Below are 16,866 nucleotides of genomic sequence, written 5' to 3'. Positions count from 1 at the left end.
CCGGCGCGTGCTCAGCTATCGCGTGTCGATCACGATGGAAGCGGACTTCTGTGTCGGGGCGCTGGAGGAAGCCCTGACAAAATATGGCGCGCCCGGCATTTTCAACACCGATCAGGGTAGCCAGTTCACCAGCGAGCCCTTCACCGACGTTCTGATCGCCAACGAAATCGCGATCAGCATGGATGGTAAGGGCGCATGGCGCGACAATGTCTTCGTCGAGCGCATCTGGAAATCGGTCAAGTATGAAGAAGTCTATCTGCATGCCTACGACAGCGTCGGCGTGGCGCACGCCTCGCTTGGCCGATATCTGGATTTTTTATAATCGACTGCGCCCCCATTCCAGCCTTGACGGGCGCACGCCGGACGAGGCCTACTTCGATCCGACGCCCTTCATGGCGGCGGCATGAATTTTCCGCCGCCGCAATCGAATGAACGAACCCGGCGGAACGCCACTTATCATTCCCGGGAAACTGTTCAGACAACCGGAGCTAGCGCTTGATTTCTGAGCCAGATGCGCACTGAAGCGAGCTTGATGGCATCGAGGAAATTGAGCGGATCGCGGTCATATCGAGTTGCGATACCTCTGAAGTGCTTAAATTTGTTGAAGTATCGCTCAATGAGATTGCGCTGCCTGTAGACCCATGCGCTGAAAGGAAAACTGCCGGTCCGGTCTTCGGCGGGATGTTCGCCCACGCTTTTCGCTCCGCCGCGAGCCTGCGGATAGCATCGCTGTCGTAGGCGCGGTCGGCAAGCAGGATTGCATCGGGTTGGAGGGCGTCGAGCATGGCGGCGGCGGGCTTGCCGTCATGTGCCTGTCCGGCCGTCATGACAAGGTCGATCGGCCGGCCTTCGGCATCGACGATTCAGTGGCGTGCCGTTTATCGTCGGGAAGGCAGGATCGGAACTCCGGCCGCGGCGCTCGGCAAGCCAGGTACGCAGCACCGTGACCGTATCCTTGCGAGCGGGTGTTGCGGAGTTTTCGGCCTTTTCCCTGACATTGCACATAGGCGGCCGGGCCGAGGACGATATCCTCGCAACGAAGGCCGATGACTTCGGCAGCACCCGGTCTGCACCGCCAGCAACAGAAGCGCCCGGTCACGGCGCCCGACCCAGCTATCGAGGTCGCGGGCGGCGAGCAATGCGGCGACTTCGATGCCGCTGAGGAAGGCGACCGGCCGGCGCACGTAACGCTTGCTCGGAATGGCGAGCACGCGCTGCGCCAATGCGCTGTGTTTCGGCGCATGCAAGGCCACATAGCGGAAGAAGGAATGGATGGCGGCAAGACGGACATTGCGGCTACGGGCGCTGTTGTCGCGGTCGTGTTCGAGATGATCGAGGAAGGCGCCGAGGAACGCGGTGTCGAGATCTGGCAACGTCACTCCGACGGTCTCTTGCGCAGCTGCCGCTGAGCATAGGCCAGCAGCAGGCAGAAGGTATCGCGGTAGCTCGCCAGGGTATGCGGACTTGCTTGTCGCTGTCTGATGAGGCGATCGGTGAAGAAAGCCTCAAGTAGAGCGGGGGGACGTCCGGGCGGCGCTCATGGGCGGGACTCCGGCTGAGAGTGCTCCACCCGCAGAATCGCTTGCTGCAGTAGGTCCGGTGGTGAGCGGCGTACTTCGCTCCTTGCGGCCCTTGCCAACGCATCGCACGTGGGCACCCTGCCCTAGCATCGCCGAGCCCCGGTCGAGATCGATGATCTCCGAGACCCGCAACCCCGTTTGCGCGGCCAGCAACAGCAGGGTGTGATCACGCCGTCCCAGCCTTGTGCTGCGATCCGGACAGGCTAGGATCGCTTCAATCTCGGGCCTGGTGAGAAACTGAAGCTGTCGCTTGTCGCATCGCTTGCTCGGGATCCCGAGCACGCGTTGAATCTGGGCGCTATGGGCCGGCTCCTCGAACGACGCATATCTGAAGAAAGACCGAATGGCCGTGAGGGGAGGTTCCGGGTCCTCACTGAGGCGGATCGCAGTGTCTCGAGGTCTTCCAGGAATGCGCCGATGAAAGGCGCGTCCAAATCCCGTAGTGTCAACTGCGACGGAGACCTGCCAAGGCGTGTCTGCGCGAATGCAAACAGGAGCCGGAAGGTGTCGCGACAGGAGGCGATGGTATTGGAGCTTACGCCTCGATGTCGCATGAGCCGATCGGTGAACCACCGCTCAATCAGCACGGCCAGATCGTGCGGCAAAATCGATTTTCCTCGATGCAGGCTTCGGGAAAGCGCAGCTTGGCTGAGGCGAGCCGGTTCCTGACGCGCTTATGCGCGCATGGCGAGCTCGCGATCGAGCATCAGGCCGAGCCACTCGTCGCGGCTGAGTTCATTGGCGTTGTTGCAGCGCGTCCTTTCGGCCAATCGTCCATTTGTGATGGCAGGCTGCGCATGATGATCTTTTGAGGAGCATGCGATGCTAAATGCCCTACCAATTGCCCGCAGATTGGGAGTGCGTTGAGGTAATATTGCACGTCACCAAATTGCACGGCCGGCTCATCCCAGCCTGTATGAAGGCCACGCGGGTCTTGGCGGAGACCAAGACCCGCGCATTTCAGTACGGCCTCTTTTCTGGTCCACAGCTCCAAGAACTTTCGCACAGTCAGCTCGCTCGGAATGTCTTCAAAAACCCTTGCCTCTTGGTCGGTCATAACTTGGCAAGCCAACTGCCGGCAATTTGCCAGGGGGCGCCAACCCTCAATATCTATCCCAACGAAGCCCAAGGTTGATACGGCGACGGCCGACCAATCGTGACTATGAGCTTGGCTCACTTCAACATCGTGCGCCGGCAATCGGGGCTTGCCGAAGCGCGAAACGGTCATCTGGAGATCTTTCAGCGGAACATGCAAGTGGGCAGAAAGGATGATCCGAAAAGCGCACTTTGCCTGAAGATACGAAAGGCGCATATCCATGTGACGAATTTTCTCAGCCCGTTCCCGCTCAGTTGGGCTCAGCACTTCGCGCATATGCAACGTAGGGATCGTCAGCTGAGAATGCCGGAAAACCCAAACGTCGATGGTGCCCGTCTGCCTATTCGAATGCATGCATCAAAGCTCGCTCCACCACACGCTGTTGCCTGATCAGCACAAACGGTTTTCTCGCTTTGGCCGCTCAGACCCTTCAGCTGCTTTAGGTGGCTCGGTGCTGTCTAGGAGACGCTTATATATTGCCGAAGGCTCACGATGTGTGAAGATATATGAAGCATTTTAACGATCGTGAAACAATTTTATACCATATCGATCCTTCTTTTTAATATTTGTCTAAAAATTTATATCCAGGTCGTCCGCAATTCCTGAATATGGTAGTTCTTAAGACAATAATTTCACATAAATGGAATAATAATTCTCAAAAAATTCAGACCGCCCCCAAGAAAAGACGGATAGCATTCTCCGCACAACTATGTGGCTGGAGAAAGCAATGGATCATGTTACGCACCCGCTGTCGCATGGCCAGATGGGCCTTTGGATACATTATCAAAAACGACCGACCGGTAGCGAATACAATCTGCCAGTCGAGCTGCGCATAAAGGCACCGTTCGACATTGATGCCTTGCGGCGCGCGCTCCAGTCATTGATTGACCGCCATGAAATGCTGCGCACGACCTTTCACCAGGCAGGCGAGCAGATCTATCAGCGCATTCATGAGACTGCCCTTCTGAGTTTTCATGTCGTTCGGCTACAAGGTCTTGAAGAGGCGGACTTCCATCACTCCATCGCAGCGGAAGCTCGCTCGCCTTTCGATCTGGAACATGGGCCATTGTTTCGCGCACACCTGTTCATGCGCAGTGCCACGGACGAGAGTCTTCTCCTCAATTTTCATCATATCATTTCCGACGCCTACAGCATTCGCACCTTCCTGCACGAGTTCGGCAGGCTATACCAGGCGTTTTGCGGCGACACGGATATGCCGGATTTGACCACGGCGGCTCCTTACGGGAACTTCGTAGCCTGGCAGGAGCGACTCCTTGCCGGCGACGACGGAGAGCGTATGTGGGCGTACTGGCGCAGCCAATTTGTCGATCATGAGCCCGACCTGGCCCTTCCGACCGACAAACCACGAACTGCGCCCGCGACGCACACAGGGTCAGTTTTCTCCCTGGATCTCGACAAGCCCGTGGTCGCGCGCTTGGAACGACTGGCGCACAAAGAAAAAGTAACGCTGTCCACCGTTCTGCTTGCTGCCTATTATGTCCTGCTGCATCGTTATTGCGACCAGGGCGACATCACCCTTTATGTGCCACGCCTCGGTCGTCCGGCGGGAAATTTTTCGGGGACCTTCGGTTACTTTGTGACCCTTGGGGCATTACGGCAGAATCTTTCCGGAAATCCCACTTTCCTCGACCATTTGCAGCTAGTGCGACACCTGATGCGCAGCGCGCGCAGCCACGAGTATTTTCCTCTTCCACTGCTCCTAGAGAAGCTCAAGCTCCCCCATACACCTGATCGCAATCCGCTCGCGCAAGCAGTTTTCAACTTCACTCCGGAGGCGGTGAGTTCTCTTGGCTTCACGCCATGCGAAGTCGACCTCTCCGGCTTGCCTGCGCAAATTCGATTTTGTGAGACCGATACCTGGATCGATCTTGATTTTCGAATCCTGGCCCGCAGGGAAAGTGTCCGCCTTGACGTCGTGTATAAAGCGGATTTGTGGGATGCTAGCACCATCGAGCGGTTGGCGAAGCACTATCAGCTGTTGCTTGAGGCGATCGCAGATACGCCAGCGCAACGGATAGGCAACTATAGTCTTCTGACGCCAGAGGAGGAGCATCAGCTCCTGCATAATTTTAACGACACAGCTGCACGTTTGCCATTCGACATTTGCCTGCACAACCTGATCGAAGCGCAGGCCGCCGCTTACCCGGACAATATCGCTGTCAGCTGCCCATTGGAGGCACTCAGCTATGCCGTACTTGAGCAAAGGGCAAACAGCCTTGCCCGTCATCTAATTTCAAAAGGGGTCGGCCTTGGGGACGTGGTCGGCATTCTCGTTGAGCGTTCGTGCGATCTCCTTGTCGGGTTTCTCGCGGTCTTGAAGGCGGGGGCCGTCTATCTTCCTCTCGATCCGCGACTGCCACCCCAGCGTCTACGCTTCATGTTGCGGGATGCTGGCGCCACTGCCCTCATCAGCAAATCGGAGCTCAGAGAACAGACGTTCGGGGATGCCCTGTCAGGGCGCAACATTGAAGGTGATGAATGCGCAGTGGTTCTCCTCGACAAAGACCACACCGAAATTGCACTGCACGAAGTCACGCCTCCCCACTGCCCCGCCGGCCCCTCCGACTTGGCTTACGTTATCTATACATCCGGTTCGACAGGTCAGCCGAAAGGCGTGATGATCGAACATCGAAGCGCCTGCAACATGGCGGAGGACCTAAGACGCACTTATCAGTTGGGGCCGGATAGCCGAGTATTGCAGTTCGCTTCCTGCGGATTTGATGCGTCTCTCTTCGACTTCATGCTGGCCTTATCGTCTGGTGGTCGACTGTGCCTGGCACCCCCGTCCGCGTCGCTACCTGGAGCAGAGCTTGTCGAGTTTATGCGCCGTGAACGCATCACCGCTGCCGGTCTTACACCGACAGCGTGGAACTTCTTGCCGTCGACTGATCTTCCTGATCTCACAGTGATCAAGTCAGGTGGAGAGCCCTTGCCGTCGAGCCTCATTGAGCGATGGGGTGAGAAGCGCCGCATCTTCAATTCCTATGGGCCCACCGAAGCGACCGTTTACTGCATAAGGACCGAGGTGAGAGCCGACGGGCGAAAGCCACCCATTGGGCGCCCCGCCAGCAATACCAAGGCTTACATCCTTGATCACTATGGAAATCCGGCACCGATCGGCGCAATCGGTGAACTTTACATCGGGGGCGTCGGCATAGCCCGCGGCTACATGAATCGCGATGAACTCACGCGCCAGGTTTTCCGGGCAAACCCGTTCGATGATGAGCCGGAATCCAGGCTATACAAAACTGGGGATCGGGCCCGCTATCGGTCAGATGGCACGATTGAGTTCATGGGCCGGAAAGACGGACAGATCAAGATTCGCGGCATGCGGGTCGAGCTTGCCGAAATTGAGCAGTGTCTGATGAAGCACGAGAACGTCAAAGCGTGCTGCGTGGCGCTGACAGACAGGCCCGATGAAAAAGCGAGCCTGACAGCGTACGTGGTGAGGCGAGCGGAAAGTTCGGAGGATACCGATGAACTTCAGTCTTTTCTGCGCGCCGCGCTGCCTAGCTACATGGTTCCCTCACAGTTCGTGTTCCTTCCACAGCTACCGACCAATCGCAGCGGCAAGACCGATCGACGCGCTCTTCCCGAGCCGAGGAGAAATGCCTCGATACTAAAGGCCGCAACTTTTCCGACCGGCAGGTTGCAGACGGAAGTGGCTGACATCTGGAAGGACGTGCTCAAGTTGGATTTCGTTGGCGTTGAAGACAGTTTCTTCGATGTCGGCGGACATTCCCTGGCTCTCGTCCAGGTTCAGGCCCGTATCCAAGATCGTCTGGGCATTGATTGCAAGATTCTGAATCTTTTCGAGCACCCCACCATAAGAACGCTCGCTGCGCATTTGGCCGCGACTCAAGCTGCTCCTCACTCCGCTGGAGGTTTAAAGAACACAATTGGTTCGGCCGGAAGCGGCAACGAACCCAAACAGGACCGCGATGCTGTTGCGATCATAGGTATGGCGGGCAGGTTCCCGGGAGCGGAGAACGTCGATCAATTCTGGAACAATCTGGTCGATGGCATTGAGTCCATCGCAGACTTGGATGAACAGACATTGCGAGAAGCTGGCGTTGATCCTGACACGTTTGGCAATCCTAATTATGTGAGGCGCGAAGCCGTTATCAGCGGAGTTGATCTGTTTGACGCAGCGTTCTTCGGCATCTCGCCTAAGGAAGCAGCGTGGATGGACCCGCAACAGCGAATCCTGCTGGAAACCGCGTATCAGGCGCTCGACCACGCGGGATACGGATCGCGCGAGACGGCAGACGGCCGTGTCGGTGTCTTTGCCGGCGTGGGGGCCAACCACTATCACGCTGAACGTGAAGCAGGCCGCGACCTGCTGGATTCAGAAAAGTTGCAGATCCGCATTCTTAATGGCCAGGATTTCACGGCGACGCGCATTGCCTACAAGCTCAACTTGACCGGCCCCTGCGTGTCAGTTCAGACGGCATGCTCTACTTCGCTGGTTGCTGTCCACCTCGCTTGCCAGGGCCTGCGCAGTAACGAGTGCGATATGGCACTGGCGGGCGGTGCGTCGATTTCCCTGCCCCATGGAAAGGGCTATCTCCATCAACAAGGCCATATCTTGTCGCCTGACGGCCACTGCCGCGCGTTCGATGCTAAAGCGCAAGGAACGGTGAGAGGCAGCGGAGCAGCGACCGTTGTTCTCAAGCGGCTGAGCGATGCCTTTAGGGATGGCGACTATATCTGGGCAGTCATAAAGGGGACCGCCATTAACAATGATGGCGCCGCCAAGGTAGGGTTCACCGCCCCCAGTGCTGAAGGACAGGCAGCGGTAATCCAAGCTGCCCTCTCCGATGCTGAGGTCTCTGCGGACACCATTGGTTATGTGGAGGCGCATGGCACGGGAACCTATCTTGGAGACCCCATCGAAATCTCCGGCCTGACCAAGGCCTTCGGTTCGCACACAGCACGGAAACAATTCTGCGCAATAGGTTCGGTAAAGACAAATGTCGGCCATCTCGACGCCGCAGCGGGTGTGACGGGATTGATCAAGCTCGCCACGATGCTGAACAGGGGGGTCATTCCCGCTAGCCTGCATTTCGATAAGCCCAACCCAAATATAGACTTCAAAGAGAGCCCGTTGTTCGTAAACAAGACCTGCACCGCTTGGCCCAAGGGTAGTCGGCCGCGGCGCGGCGGGATCAGCTCATTTGGCATTGGTGGCACGAACGCGCACGCGATTCTCGAGGAGGCTCCGCCGCGAACCGGTGCGCAGGCCAGTCGCAGGCCGCACGTCTTTCCGGTATCGGCGGCGAGCAGATCGGCAATGACCGAAATGCTCCAGCAACTAGCCGGCTTTATGCGCCGAAGCGATATTCAGCACAGCGCAGCAAATATCGCATACACGCTGCAAAAGGGTCGAGCCGCTCTAAGATATCGCACAAGTCTCGTCGGATCCGGTCTGGTGGAACTAGCCGACCAAATCGACCAGGCGGCACTGCAGGCGGGCGCGACGCGAGAGGTGTCAAGCAGTGAACCCCGCATCGTTTTCATGTTCTCCGGCCAGGGCGGGCAGCAGATTGGAATGGGTCGGGAGCTCTATAAAGAAGAGCCGGTATTCCGCAACGCCATCGACGAATGCGCAAACTGGCTTAATGAGCTCGCACATATTGATTTCCGCCCCCTGCTCTACTGCGAAGGCAAATCTGATGGCGAGCTTGAGCCTCAGCTGGAAGCCGTCATACAGCCTGTCATCTTTGCTACGCAATATGCAATGACGAAGCTCTTCATGTCGTGGGGCATTTTCCCTGCAGCTGTGATCGGCCACAGCATCGGCGAATATGCAGCCGCTCATTTTGCGGGCATTATCTCGTTGCCTGATGCTATTCGACTGACGCTGATAAGAGGACAGTTAACGTCGCGTGTGCCTGCCGGCGGGATTGTTGCAGTCAGCCTGTCGCCGGAAGAGCTCCAGCCCTTTTGGAACGAACGCCTTTCATTGGCGGCAATAAATGGTCCACGTCAGTGCGTCGTTTCGGGGGCCGCATCCGAGATCGAAGCGTTTCATGAGCAATTGGAGGCGAGATCGATTGCGAGTAAACGAATACGTGCAAGTCATGCCGTTCATTCATCCGTACTCGATCCAATCCTGCCGGAGTTTAAGATTCATGCAAAACAAGTCGATTTGCACGCGCCGCAAATGCCTTTCATGTCAACGGTGCTCGGTGACTGGCTTGAGCCGAACGTGCGGCTCGATGGCAGCTATTGGGTCCGCAATCTGCGAGAGACGGTGCAATTCCATCAGACCTTCGATCGGCTAGTGCAATCGGGCCACGAGTTGTTCATTGAGACGGGGCCTGGCGCAGCCCTGACGGGACATTCCAAGCGGTCCAAGTCAAAGATCAACCTGCGCAGCCCCATCGCCTTTGCGGCCCTGCCAGGAGGCGATCACGGGCAAGGCGATCGCCTGAGACTGTTAGAGACATTGGGCAAGCTATGGACCTGCGGCGTTCGCATAGATTGGTCTGGCCTGCACGATCATAATCCCCCGCAGCGTACCCCCCTCCCGCCTTGTCCTTTTGATCGCAAGCGCTACTGGCTCGATGCGGTCGTCACCGAGGAGCAGGAACAAAATGCCGATTTGAATCAGCCTGATATTGCAGCCACATCCGTCGATCGCCCGACTGGGAACGAAGGGGTGCGCAGTCCGACTGTAGTTGAGATGTCTGCTGAGGCAGCTTTAGACAGCCAAATTGGGGCGGTCTATCGGGACATTTTGGGCTTGGATGAGGTTGCCCTGACCGACAGCTTCTTTGATCTTGGTGGCGATTCGTTGAGCGCCTTAAGCGTCATCGATCGCATCCAGCAGCTCACAGGAGAGAGACTGGCTGTCTCCCTGCTGCTGGAACACCAGACTCCAAGAGGGCTCGCAATAGCCCTCTCGAAGACCCGTGGAAGCGCGCGTCCGAACGCATTGGTGCCGATACAAACCGGCGGCTCACGGACGCCTCTGTTTTGCCCCCACCCCTTTGGGGGACATGTACTCCTATATAAGCCTCTTGCGAAGGCACTTGGCACGGAGCAGCCGCTCTTCGGCCTGCAGGCGCGCGGTCTGAATGGTGAGGCAAGACCTCACCTGAGCATTCCGGAAATGGCGCGGGAATACGTAGAGGCTATCAAGAGCGTACAACCGCGCGGCCGTTATCAGCTCGCCGGCTTGTCCATGGGCGGCAGTATTGCTTGGGAAATGGCCTGCCAATTGCAGGATGCTGGTGACGAGGTAGCTATAGTTGGGCTGCTCGATGCTAAAGCGCTTCACAAGGATGAAGAGCACACAAGCGACCAATATCATCGCCTGCTCGGTAACCGCCGTATTCCTCACTGGCTTAGCGAGCAAGCGGTCACATTGAGTGTCCTTTTTCCAGCGCTGAAGAAATATTGGCGAAATTTGAAATCCATCAAACGTGAGTGTCAGGTCACGGCCTTGCTCGATTTCGGAATGCAAGCAGGCAACGTACCCGACATGGGCGAAACGCAGCTCAATAATATCCTGGCAGTTGCCGAGGCAAATAAAATTGCGTTGCGCGAATATACCCCTCGGTTCAACGACAGCAGGTCCGTTCTTTTTGCAGCCAAGAAGGGGCTGCGCACATCCACCAATGAACCTGATGGCGATCTTGGGTGGAAGCAATTCGCGAGGGCGCGCCTGGAAATTCACGAAGTCCCAGGTGACCATTACACGATGGTCGCTCCGCCCCATGTACGCGTCCTAGCAACGAAGCTCAAAGATTATCTCAATCGAAACGACTAAGCGACGGCACCAGCAGCGAATCGCAAAAGCCGGACACGGTCCGGCGACCAAACTGTTGCAACAAATCGTTGAACTAAATTTGCAGAATCTTTGCGACCGCAAATCGCTGACAATGGTACGTTCACTACAAGGTCTGAGATCAGGCACGGCTGAAAAAGATTTTGTCGATGTACGCTCGGACCGCCGCACAGCACGCAACGTCGGAGACAACGGCCAATGGCAAGAAGAGCGCTCATCCTGCTTGAAGGTTCAAGGTATAATGGTCCGCTATACGTCCAAGCAGCTCTGCAACTTGGTCTTCATCCAATTGTCTTGTCGGCTGATCCAGCTCAGTACGACTATCTTGGGGCGGAGGGAATTGAGGCAGTCCGTGTCGATACAGCCGATCTCGATGCGCTGATCCGCGAATGTTCCCGGCTCCGTGCAACCTATGACATTGCTGGCATTACGTCCGTCGGGGACTCGTTCTATGCGACAGTTGGTAAGCTATGCCGCCATTTCGATCTGCCGGGACCGAACCCCACATCCATCGAACAATGCTGCGACAAATTCAAGCAACGTCACCTACTCGCAGAGGTCGGCGCTCCAATACCTGCTTATCGCTTGGCAGCGGATGCTACGGAGGTGGACAGTTTTGCCGCGGAGATCGGCCTGCCGGTGATCCTTAAACCAGCAGTTGGTGCGGGCAGCAGAGGTGTCCGACTGTGCCGCAGCTTCGATGAGTTAGCCGAACATACGACCTATCTGTTGGGCGGGGAGCACATATGGCAGTCCCCACCAAGGATACTGGTCGAAGAATTCGCACAAGGTCCCCTTTATTGGGCCGACATAATGGGAGATCAGATCATTGGAATTGGCACCGCTGACTTCGGCCCCTTACCCCATTTTGTCGGTCGGGAGTGCACCTTTCCGGCCCCGCTGACTGATGACGAGCATCAGCGTATCGCCGATCTTTCGCTGAGCTGTTTGCGAGCTCTCGACCTTGGCTGGGGGCCAGCGGGTATTGAATTCCGGTGGACGACGCGTGGCCCAATCGTCATCGAAGTCAATCCCCGTCTTCATGGCGCAGGCATTCCCCAAATGGTTCAGCTGGCTTACGGTGTTGATCTGGTCACCGAGCACATCAAGCTTGTCATCGGTGAGAAATGGAATTTGCGTAGAAGGCATTCGCAGACTGCGGCCATGCGGTTCCTGGTTCCTGATCGCGATGGCACTCTCGATTGGATCGGCGGCGACAGTCAAGCGGCTGCTGTACCAGGTGTTGCCGAGGTCAAATTGTATGTTGAACCCAAGACACCGATCGTCAGGAAAGGAGATCTCCGAGACATGATCGGATATGTCGTCGCCTCTTCACCCACCCATGATCGGACAGAGGCGATACTTCAGCGTGCCGTCGATTTAATCGATTGGTCGATCACACCATTCCCAAACCCTGGCGAACAGGAGCGGCCTGCGGCCCCTTAAGAACTCAAGCACTTGTCCCCGGCGCACCCTGTGCCGGGCACGACCCGCCAGTCCATCGCACCGTGAACTTGAAACCGCTGCATAAAACGCAGCAATACGTCGGCGCAGGTAACCGCGAAATCCCTGGCGATCAAACCCTGACATTCAGGAGACAATTTAATATTATGAAGCGGATAGCAGTCGGACGCCTGTTTCATGAATCGCACGGATATGCGCCTGCAACAGCGGCGGCAGATATCACGATCGTTCGCGGCGAGACAGTAATCGAGGCGGCCAAGGGAAATGGCACCACGCTAGGCGGGATTGTCGACGCCTTGATTGAACGCGCTGATATTGAAATCCTTCCCGTTTCAGATTCGATGATCGCCCCGAGCGGCGCCATCGATCACGGTTTCTACATTGAGCAACGCCAGTTTTGGGGCGAAGAACTCAAGAAGCTCGCGCCGGATGCGATTGTCCTGGACCTGCATGGGTCGATGTCCACGACTGAGTTCGAAGATGCGGAAGGTGATTTCCTCTCCTACATTCGCAGTGCCATCGGCGGAAACGCAGTCATCGGAGTAGGTCTCGACCTTCATGCCAATATCACGCCGAAGATGTTGAAGGCAGCCGACATCTGCATCGCCTGCAAGAACAATCCCCATGACGATTACTACGACAACGGCAAGAAGGTCGTCAGATTGGTTTTCGATGTTCTGGAAGGCCGTCTGCGACCGGTCTATACCTTCGCGAAAACCCGAATGATTGCCCCAGGCAGGCTCGAAACTCATCTCAGCCCACTTAAAGAAATGCACGCACGTGCCCGTGCACTCGAGAAGTCGGAAGCGCCAGTGGTGGACCTTAGCATCTACAACGCCTATCGCTTTGCGGATCTAACGGACATGGGTCAGGCCGCTGTGATACTGAGCAACGGGCCATATGCGCAAGCCAAGGCGATCGTGGAGGATTACGCCCATGAGTTCTGGGATCTGCGCGAGTGCTTCAAGGATGAAACCGTGACGATCGCAGAGGCCCTAGATGCCACTGCGAAGGACAAGAGCGGCATCACCAAGGCGCTTGCCGATCTTGGTGACCGGACGCTGGCCGGCGCGCCGGGCGACAGCACCTTGATCCTGCAGGCCGCACTGAAGCATCCTGTGAAGCTCCAGGGCGCGATGACGGTCAATGATCCGGAAACCGTCGCTCAGGCACATGCCGCCGGAGTCGGCGCGAAAATCAAGATGCGTCTCGGCGGCAAGGTGACCCCGCTATATCTGCCCTTCGAGGTCGAAGGCGTGGTCAAGATGCTCAACAATAGGGATATTAAACTCATTGGACCCAGTTTTGCCAACGAATCCGCTGCTATGGGAAAGACGGCCCTTATCGAGATTGATAATCGTTTCCTTGTGATCGCCACGTCAAAGCCAGGATTCGTCGTTGATCGCGCCATTTTCGAATCCCACGACATCAATATCCGCGAGCAGGACTTTATCGTCATGAAGTCGCAGTTCCACTTCAATCGGAATTTCGAGGGCGTTGCAGTGACTATCTATGTTGCAAGCGCGGGCCTCTCCTATTTCGTCCCAGGTGCTTTCCCCAAAAAACGCGCACGGGTCTGGCCGGACACCAATGTGGGTGACGCGCCCATTGTCGCGGCTCAAGTAGTGGAATATTTAGCCGTATAGGCATTCTCGCGACACAGGCCCGCTAATCCGCCGGTAAACCTCGAGCTTCTTTCAGGCAATCGCTCCTCCTCCTGTGCGATCAGTGTCTCTGTGCGGCCGAGGACTTCGGGATCGGCGCTCTTCTGAACAAGCAGCTCAGCTGTTCTGCAATATAATCTTAAAACAAACTTAAAAAATATTTATGCAATTAGCTCTCTATCGAGCTCGCTATAGATTGTATGGTGCCGCGAGAATGAGCTTTTTAACACTGGATGCGCAGATCAAAGGTAGAAAATAAAATGAGGATATTCTCTTATGATGTATGACAAAAAGAGGCGACGGCAGCTAGCAGAAACGGTGCCCAGCGAGCCAGAACTCGCCCCTCTCGCGACGCTGCGGTCGTGTACGAAATTCATCCACCGGCCACGAACCTTGGAAGAGACTTCGTCGACAGGCCACCTGCCGGTGATACTCCGACACCCCCGATCGAAACATTCCAGAAACAAAGGCGTGAAGCAAACCGTCCGCCGCAAGATGGTGGTGCGATCGACCGAAATGCCTTGCTCGGCCATCCCACGAGGCCGCGCAGTGTCTGAGATCGTAGGCCAAGTACCAGCAAACATACAAAAGATGGCAGACCGGTCAACCTGGCGGACCTTAAACATCGCAACTCTCCGCATGCTGGCAATGAAGAGGTTGCAAGCCCTCCAGTAGGATCGACATGCAACAGAAAGCGCCGCTGCTTGGCTCGAGGCCATTCCATGTCACCAACCGGCAGGTCTTGGCATTTCCAAGCGGACATGCCGCGCGGTCCTGAGGACGTTAAGACCCCAGCGATGTTTCGAAACCTGTTCCAGCTTTTCATGATCAACAACGGCATCTTTATCACCAGGCGCGGTCAGTTTGCCGTGTCAATGGCCAATACCGAAGGCGAGTTCTCGGGTTGGAGAATGCTTTTGGCATCTTCTTGGGCCGATATAGAGATCTGACCGATGACTTCGGCTGACGATCCACACGCCAATATCGAAGCGGCTACCAGCCGGTCAAGGCGAGGACATTGCTATGAATGCGCGAAAATTCTGGCTTTTAGTCATGTGTCGTTGATGGCGGCAAATTCGCGCTGTCGGCGGTGCGCCTACTAATGAAAGATCTGGGCGAACACCCACAGACGACGACCCTGTCCGAGAGGGCATACGGCATGGTGCGTGAAGCCCTCAGATGTGGCGTGTATAAGCCCGGCGAGAAGATCACGCATCGCTCCATAGCCTCTCAACTGGGCGTCAGCGTGACGCCCGTCCGTGAGGCGATCACGCGCCTCGTGTCCGAGAAAAGCCTGTTAATGCCAGCTCCAAAGACCATTATCGCCCCAAGCCTAGGGCAGTCAGATTTGGAGGAAATCACGAAGATCCGCGTCAACCTTGAAGGATGGGCAGCGGAACTTGCGGCGGAAAATGCCTCGGCGACCTTCATTCGCGAGTTGGAGCATCATCACCTGGTCTATAGCGCGCATCGGAGGTCTCACGACACCAAGGCGAGGATTGCGGCAAACGCCAGGTTCCACTTCGCTCTATATGCCCAGTCAAAAGCGCCCAGGCTTCTGGCGATCATCGACAATCTTTGGGTGACAATCGGCCCCACGCTGGGCCTTCTCGCAAATCGGGGATTCGAAGACAACGACGGCGAGAGGTTTCGCGACGCTGCAATCTCAGCACTTAAGGCAAGAAACACTGCCGCCGTCCAGGCCGCGATAGTCAATGATATACTCACCGCCCGTCTAAAGATCCTGCAAATCTTAAAGCCTGAATAAAAAAGATGTTTTGAGATCACGTTTTTGCGATCCTGCGGGTGAGTGATGATTTCATCCACCTTGTCGAATCCGATTGCTGACAAGGCGCAATACAATCGAGTGCGGTATTTTGATTTACCTGCGTCCACGCGACGCGAGCAGCTTGGCAGGATACGGTCGCATCATGCCAAGCCAGGATGACACTGTTTGTGGCGCGCCGTCGACCAGGATGGCTATGTGCTCGACGAGATCGTCCAGAACCGCCGCAACACCAAAGCGGCCAAGCGCTTGCTGACGGCTGCTGAAGAAGCCAGGCGTCGCGCCGAAGCGCATGATCACCAACAGCTGCGCTCCTATGGAGCAGCCAGGCGACAGGTGATGCCGGGCGTCGAGCATCGGGATTGAACAAGCGGCGGAGAATGCACATGTGCCGCTGCGAAAACGGGAGCGGATTATGCAAGGCTTCCGATCACAGGAGCACTGCAACGCTTCGTTTCGATCTTCTCGGCTCCGCGCAATCTCTTCGTCCCGCCCCCGCTCAAAACGCTCCGCTCTCGCTACACATATTCACCGCCTGCAGGCCGTGGCGGAATTGAAAGCCGTGGCCATGGTCAGCTGACATCAGCGGCCGCAGGTCTCAACGCGTGTATATGCAGACAACGTGACGTCGCCGTGCAGCGGCCTGAACCGATCGCCGCTAGAATCGTTCGGAGATCCGCGCGGGTGATCACTGCAATTCAACCACGTTTCGCATTGTCGTATGTTCGACGACGTCGGACTTACGACAATGCAGTATTAGAGCAATCTTTTTGTTTTGAAATGACTTTCTCTTTGGCACTGTACATGCATTGATATCCGCAAAACGTCACGGCCAAGGAGAAGGTTTTGTCGCAGACTAGCTGCCAACAGTCTATTTGGCACGAGTGCTCCTCGTTTTCACACGCGGCGCCGTTAACGGGCCCCTTGCGTAATACGAACACCGCTGTGAGGATGCGCAATCACATTTCTGGCAAATGTGCGATCAGAAATTGATCGGCGCTTACAGCCTCATCAACGGCTATTTCGAAGTTACGCCCACTTCACTCGCAGCCACGCGTCCTTACCCGCTTGATGTTTTGGCTGCCTTTGCTGGCATATCTCTACAATTGAAGGGAGTTCTCATGAATCTGGAAACGCAACGCTTATTAACGCCCAATAGGTGCATGGGGCGCCGATGCCGACATGCCATCGGCCGAGGAGATCAGTTCCGAAATGGTGGTTCCGGACCCCGAGTGGATCAACGCCAACAAGCCAATGCTGATCGATCGCTGGAACGCCTGGATTAAGAAATAGCCACATTCCCACTGAGCGGGGCGCAGACCAGCTGTCGGCCCCGACAGGATGCGCAGGCCCTGCATTTGACTTCCGATTCCTCATTGCGGTTTGAAACTATGTCGCTAACACAAGACGTTGCCAATACGGTCGCCAGCCTCACATACGACGAACTGCCGGCAGCAGTA

At 56.4% G+C, this 16,866-nt stretch carries 8 protein-coding genes and 3 pseudogenes; 8 read left to right on the top strand and 3 right to left on the bottom strand.

Annotation, left to right across the window (positions count from 1 at the left end; all coding sequences use genetic code 11):
- Positions 1-407, top strand: a pseudogene (locus NKI21_RS31580) (transposase); the annotation flags it as partial.
- Between the two features lie 67 nt (positions 408-474).
- On the opposite strand, the pseudogene NKI21_RS31575 reads toward NKI21_RS31580, so the two are convergent.
- A pseudogene (locus NKI21_RS31575) lies at positions 475-863 on the bottom strand (IS5 family transposase); the annotation flags it as partial.
- 183 nt (positions 864-1,046) lie between these two features.
- On the opposite strand from NKI21_RS31575, the gene NKI21_RS31570 reads away from it, so the two are divergent.
- Positions 1,047-1,409: a hypothetical protein gene (locus NKI21_RS31570; protein WP_352869180.1), complete on the top strand. Its 363-nt coding sequence runs from the start codon at positions 1,047-1,049 to the stop codon at positions 1,407-1,409.
- A gap of 192 nt (positions 1,410-1,601) precedes the next feature.
- On the opposite strand, the pseudogene NKI21_RS31565 reads toward NKI21_RS31570, so the two are convergent.
- Positions 1,602-2,134: pseudogene (locus NKI21_RS31565) on the bottom strand (tyrosine-type recombinase/integrase); the annotation flags it as partial.
- A gap of 152 nt (positions 2,135-2,286) precedes the next feature.
- Entirely contained in the window at positions 2,287-3,030 is a 744-nt protein-coding gene (locus NKI21_RS31560) for a 4'-phosphopantetheinyl transferase family protein (RefSeq protein ID WP_352869177.1), read from the bottom strand.
- Between the two features lie 373 nt (positions 3,031-3,403).
- On the opposite strand from NKI21_RS31560, the gene NKI21_RS31555 reads away from it, so the two are divergent.
- From NKI21_RS31555 to NKI21_RS32430, 6 genes are all read left to right on the top strand, one after another.
- Complete coding sequence (locus NKI21_RS31555; RefSeq protein WP_352869174.1) at positions 3,404-10,474, top strand: hybrid non-ribosomal peptide synthetase/type I polyketide synthase; 7,071 nt, start codon at positions 3,404-3,406, stop codon at positions 10,472-10,474.
- A 216-nt stretch (positions 10,475-10,690) separates the two neighbouring features.
- Entirely contained in the window at positions 10,691-11,938 is a 1,248-nt protein-coding gene (locus NKI21_RS31550; protein WP_352869172.1) for an ATP-grasp domain-containing protein, read from the top strand.
- Between the two features lie 68 nt (positions 11,939-12,006).
- Entirely contained in the window at positions 12,007-13,602 is a 1,596-nt protein-coding gene (locus NKI21_RS31545; protein ID WP_352869170.1) for a M81 family metallopeptidase, read from the top strand.
- Positions 13,603-14,342: 740 nt separating this feature from the next.
- On the top strand, positions 14,343-14,570 hold the full coding sequence (locus NKI21_RS31540; RefSeq protein ID WP_352869168.1) for a hypothetical protein: 228 nt from the start codon (positions 14,343-14,345) through the stop codon (positions 14,568-14,570).
- Between the two features lie 152 nt (positions 14,571-14,722).
- Positions 14,723-15,388 carry a GntR family transcriptional regulator gene (locus tag NKI21_RS31535; RefSeq protein WP_352869165.1) on the top strand — a complete coding sequence of 222 codons (666 nt, stop codon included), beginning with the start codon at positions 14,723-14,725 and terminating at the stop codon, positions 15,386-15,388.
- A 186-nt stretch (positions 15,389-15,574) separates the two neighbouring features.
- Positions 15,575-15,772: a DDE-type integrase/transposase/recombinase gene (locus NKI21_RS32430; protein WP_502896802.1), complete on the top strand. Its 198-nt coding sequence runs from the start codon at positions 15,575-15,577 to the stop codon at positions 15,770-15,772.
- Positions 15,773-16,866: the final 1,094 nt, after the last annotated feature.

The organism is Mesorhizobium sp. M0715 (assembly GCF_040320355.1).
Classification (GTDB): Bacteria; Pseudomonadota; Alphaproteobacteria; order Rhizobiales; family Rhizobiaceae; genus Mesorhizobium.
The sequence above is the reverse complement of the archived record's forward strand: the minus strand, read 5'-3'. Positions and strand labels throughout refer to the sequence as shown.

Excerpts from the sequence above, each read along its gene's own strand:
- NKI21_RS31560 (WP_352869177.1), bottom strand. The coding sequence starts at position 3,030 with ATGCATTCGAATAGGCAGACGGGCACCATCGACGTTTGGGTTTTCCGG.
- NKI21_RS31570 (WP_352869180.1), top strand. The coding sequence starts at position 1,047 with ATGACTTCGGCAGCACCCGGTCTGCACCGCCAGCAACAGAAGCGCCCG.
- NKI21_RS31535 (WP_352869165.1), top strand. The coding sequence starts at position 14,723 with ATGAAAGATCTGGGCGAACACCCACAGACGACGACCCTGTCCGAGAGG.
- NKI21_RS31550 (WP_352869172.1), top strand. The coding sequence starts at position 10,691 with ATGGCAAGAAGAGCGCTCATCCTGCTTGAAGGTTCAAGGTATAATGGT.
- NKI21_RS31555 (WP_352869174.1), top strand. The coding sequence starts at position 3,404 with ATGGATCATGTTACGCACCCGCTGTCGCATGGCCAGATGGGCCTTTGG.
- NKI21_RS31540 (WP_352869168.1), top strand. The coding sequence starts at position 14,343 with ATGTCACCAACCGGCAGGTCTTGGCATTTCCAAGCGGACATGCCGCGC.